At 63.9% G+C, this 4,011-nt stretch carries 5 protein-coding genes; all 5 read left to right on the top strand.

Annotated elements, in window-relative coordinates; translation table 11 throughout:
- Window positions 1-1,067: cbb3-type cytochrome c oxidase subunit I (locus tag ACLP25_RS12230; protein WP_442469467.1), on the top strand; the 1,067-nt coding region annotated here is incomplete at its 5' end.
- A gap of 12 nt (window positions 1,068-1,079) precedes the next feature.
- Entirely contained in the window at window positions 1,080-1,847 is a 768-nt protein-coding gene (ccoO, locus tag ACLP25_RS12225) for a cytochrome-c oxidase, cbb3-type subunit II (RefSeq protein ID WP_442469466.1), read from the top strand.
- Window positions 1,848-1,864: 17 nt separating this feature from the next.
- On the top strand, window positions 1,865-2,020 hold the full coding sequence (locus ACLP25_RS12220; protein ID WP_442469465.1) for a cbb3-type cytochrome c oxidase subunit 3: 156 nt from the start codon (window positions 1,865-1,867) through the stop codon (window positions 2,018-2,020).
- Between the two features lie 3 nt (window positions 2,021-2,023).
- Complete coding sequence (gene ccoP / locus ACLP25_RS12215; RefSeq protein ID WP_442469464.1) at window positions 2,024-2,902, top strand: cytochrome-c oxidase, cbb3-type subunit III; 879 nt, start codon at window positions 2,024-2,026, stop codon at window positions 2,900-2,902.
- Between the two features lie 14 nt (window positions 2,903-2,916).
- Window positions 2,917-4,011: cytochrome c oxidase accessory protein CcoG (gene ccoG / locus ACLP25_RS12210; RefSeq protein ID WP_442469463.1), on the top strand; the 1,095-nt coding region annotated here is incomplete at its 3' end.

Genomic DNA, 4,011 nt, shown 5'->3' with positions numbered 1-4,011 from the left:
AGCCGGAGTGGCACATCACGGTGTTCCTGGTGGTGGTCTGGGTGCTCTACGCGGGGGTCTTCATCGCCACCCTGCTGAAGCGCGCCGAGCCGCACATCTACGTCGCCAACTGGTTCTACCTCGCCTTCATCCTGACGATCGCGATGCTGCACCTCGGCAACAACGCCGCGGTGCCGATCTCGCTCTTCTCCTCGAAGTCCGTCATCGTGTGGAGCGGTGTGCAGGACGCGATGTTCCAGTGGTGGTACGGCCACAATGCGGTCGGCTTCTTCCTGACCGCCGGCTTCCTCGCGATCATGTACTACTTCGTGCCGAAGCGCGCGGAGCGGCCGATCTACTCCTACCGGCTGTCGATCATCCACTTCTGGGCGCTGATCTTCCTCTACATCTGGGCCGGTCCGCACCACCTGCACTACACCGCGCTGCCGGACTGGACGCAGACCCTCGGCATGACCTTCTCGATCATGCTTTGGATGCCCTCGTGGGGCGGCATGATCAACGGCCTGCTGACGCTGTCGGGCGCATGGGACAAGCTGCGCACCGACCCCGTCCTGCGCATGCTCGTCGTGTCGGTCGCCTTCTACGGCATGTCGACCTTCGAAGGCCCGGCGATGTCGATCAAGACGGTCAACTCGCTGTCGCACTATACCGACTGGACCGTCGGTCACGTGCACTCGGGCGCGCTCGGCTGGGTCGCCTTCGTCTCGTTCGGCGCCATCTACTGCCTGGTTCCCTGGCTGTGGAACAAGCGCGATCTGTACTCGCTGAAGCTGGTCAACTGGCACTTCTGGATCGCGACTCTCGGCATCGTCCTCTACATCACCTCGATGTGGGTGTCGGGCATCCTTCAGGGCCTGATGTGGCGCAGCTACACCCCGCAGGGCTATCTCGAGTACTCATTCATCGAGACGGTCGCGGCGATGCATCCGTTCTACGTGATCCGCGCCCTCGGCGGCCTGCTGTTCCTGATCGCCTACTGCCTGATGCTGTACAACGTCTACATGACGATCACGGCGTCCGAGGCGGCGGCGCCGGCGGCGCAGCCTTCTCTCCAGCCCGCGGAATGAGGACCTGAGACCATGAGCAGCTCAACGCAGACTCAACATGGCGGGTCGTCATTCTTCGCCAGGCACCACATCCTGGAGAAGAATCCGATCCTGCTGGTCATCGGCATCCTGATCATGGTCGCCATCGGCGGCCTGGTCGAGATTGTCCCGCTCTTCTACCTGAAGAGCACCATCGAGCCGGTCGAGGGCATGCGGCCCTATACGCCGCTCGAACTCGCCGGCCGCAACATCTACGTGCGCGAAGGCTGCTACCTTTGCCACAGCCAGATGATTCGCTCGCTGCGCGACGAGGTCGAGCGCTACGGCCACTTCTCACTCGCGGCCGAGAGCATGTACGACCATCCCTTCCAGTGGGGCTCGAAGCGCAACGGCCCGGACATCGCCCGGGTCGGCGGCAAGTACACCGACTCCTGGCACGTCTCGCACCTGATGAACCCGCGCTCGGTCGTGCCCCAGTCGATCATGCCGAGCTACGCCTTCCTGTTCGATACGGCGCTCGATACGCGGGAACTCGAGGCCAACGTCGCGACCAACCGCGAGGTCGGCGTGCCGTACACCGACGAGCAGATGGCCAACGTCATGACGGACCTCAAGGCCCAGGTGAGCCCGGACACGGCCGAGGCGGCGGCGCTTCTCAAGCGCTATCCCAAGGCGGTCGTGCGCAAGTTCTATCCGGGCTCGCCCGAGGTCACCGAGGGCGACGCCGTGATCGCCTATCTGCAGATGCTGGGCACCCTCGTCGACTTTAAGCAGTTCGACGACAAGGCCAACCTGCGCTGACCGGATAGGGGATCGCAATGTCAACGACCTACGAATGGCTTGCGCAGTTCGCGCAATCGGCCGGCACCGTCTACTGTTTCCTGTTTTTCCTCGCGACGCTCGTCTACGCGCTTTGGCCGAAGAACGGCGTGCGGTTCCATGATGCGGCCCGCATGCCGCTGCGGGAGGATTGAGCGATGACCACCGACCCGAATCACGTCGATAAAGTCTCCGGCCAGACAACCACGGGGCACGAGTGGGACGGCATTCGCGAACTGAACACGCCGCTGCCGCGCTGGTGGCTGTGGCTGTTCTACCTTTGCATTGCCTTCGCGTTCGTCTACTGGATCTTCTATCCGGCCTGGCCGCTGGCCAGCAGCTTCACGCCCGGCATATTGGGCCACACCAACCGCGCGGCCGTGCTGGCTGACGTTGCAGCTGGACAGGCGGCTCGCGCGCAGGCGGCGGCGGGCCTCGAAAAGGCGAGCATCACTGAGATCGCCGGCGACCCCAAGCTGCTCGAGCTCGCGCTCGCGCAGGGCAAGGCGGCCTTCGGCGACAACTGCACGCCGTGCCATGGCTCGGGCGGGCAGGGCCAGAAGGGCTATCCCAACCTGACCGCCGGGCGCTGGCTGTGGGGCGGGACTCTGGACCAAATCCAGACCACGATCACCCACGGCATCCGCGCGCCGGGCGATCCCGACACCCATACCAGCGCCATGCCCGCGTTCGGCAAGGACGGCATTTTGAAGCCGGAGGAGATCCGTCAGGTCGCCAACTACGTGCGCACCATCGACGGCCTCGAGCCGGAGCAGGGCGTCGACGTCGCCGCCGGCAAGAAGATCTTCGCCGACAATTGCGTCGCTTGCCACGGCGAGGACGGCAAGGGTAACCTCGACATGGGCTCCGCCAACCTGACGACCAAGGTCTGGTTGTACGGCAACGACATCAACGACCTCGTCTACACCATCACCAACGCGCGCAACTCGACCATGCCCGCTTGGGGAAAGCGGCTTGACCCCGAGACGATCAAGTCGCTGGCCGTGTACGTCCACAGCCTGGGCGGCGGAAATTAAAGGACGGATTTGAAGTGACTATTGGCGCCGAGGAGGTCTACGACGACGGTCCATTGTATGAAGCGGCAAAGAAGGTTTATCCCCAGCGAATCTGGGGGACCTACCGGCGCTTAAAATGGATCGTGTTGTGGGTCGCGCTCGGCGTCTACTACGTCGTTCCGTTCATAAGGTGGAACCGGGGACCGAGCCTGCCTGACCAGGCGGTCCTGATCGATATCGCGCACTCGCGCTTCTACTTCTTCTTCATCCAGATCTGGCCTCAGGAGGTGTATTATTTCACCGGCCTCTTGATCCTCGCGGCGCTGATTCTGTTCCTCTCCAACGCGCTGTACGGCCGCGTGTGGTGCGGCTACGCCTGTCCGCAGACCGTATGGACCGACCTCTATTTCTGGGTCGAGCGCGCTATCGAGGGCGATCGTCGCGACCGAATGAAGCTCGACGCCATGCCCTGGACAGCCGAAAAGATCATGAAGCGGGTCGCCAAGCATGCGGTCTGGCTCCTGATCGCCTTGGCCACCGGCGGCGCCGCGATGCTCTACTTCGTCGACGCGCCGACCCTCATGAGACAATTCTTCACCCTTGAGGCGCCGGCCATCGCCTACATCTGGGCGGGCATCCTGACGCTCACGACCTATTCGCTCGCCGGCCACCTGCGTGAGCAGGTCTGTCTCTACATGTGCCCGTGGCCGCGTATCCAGGCGGCGCTGACCGACAACGAGGCGCTCAACGTCACTTACAGGGTCGACCGTGGCGAGCCGCGCATGTCGGTGAAGGAGGCCCAGCGAGTTCGGGCCCATCATCAGCCCGCCGGCGACTGCGTCGACTGCCTGCAATGCGTCGCCGTCTGCCCGACCGGCGTCGACATCCGCAACGGCCCTCAGCTGGGCTGCATCAACTGCGGCCTCTGCATCGACGCCTGCGACGCGGTGATGACCAAGATCAAGCGTCCGATCCGCCTGATCGCCTTCGACAACGACGAGATCCGCGAACGGCGGATGCGCGGAGAGGCCAACGCCTTCCACCCCGTCCGGCCGCGCACCATCATGTATGCCGCGCTGATCGCGCTGACCGGCGGCATCATGCTGTACGTGCTCGCGACGCGCTCGAAC

Source organism: Roseiarcus sp. (assembly GCF_052145395.1).
Classification (GTDB): Bacteria; Pseudomonadota; Alphaproteobacteria; order Rhizobiales; family Beijerinckiaceae; genus Roseiarcus.
This window is presented reverse-complemented; position numbering and strand designations above follow the sequence as displayed.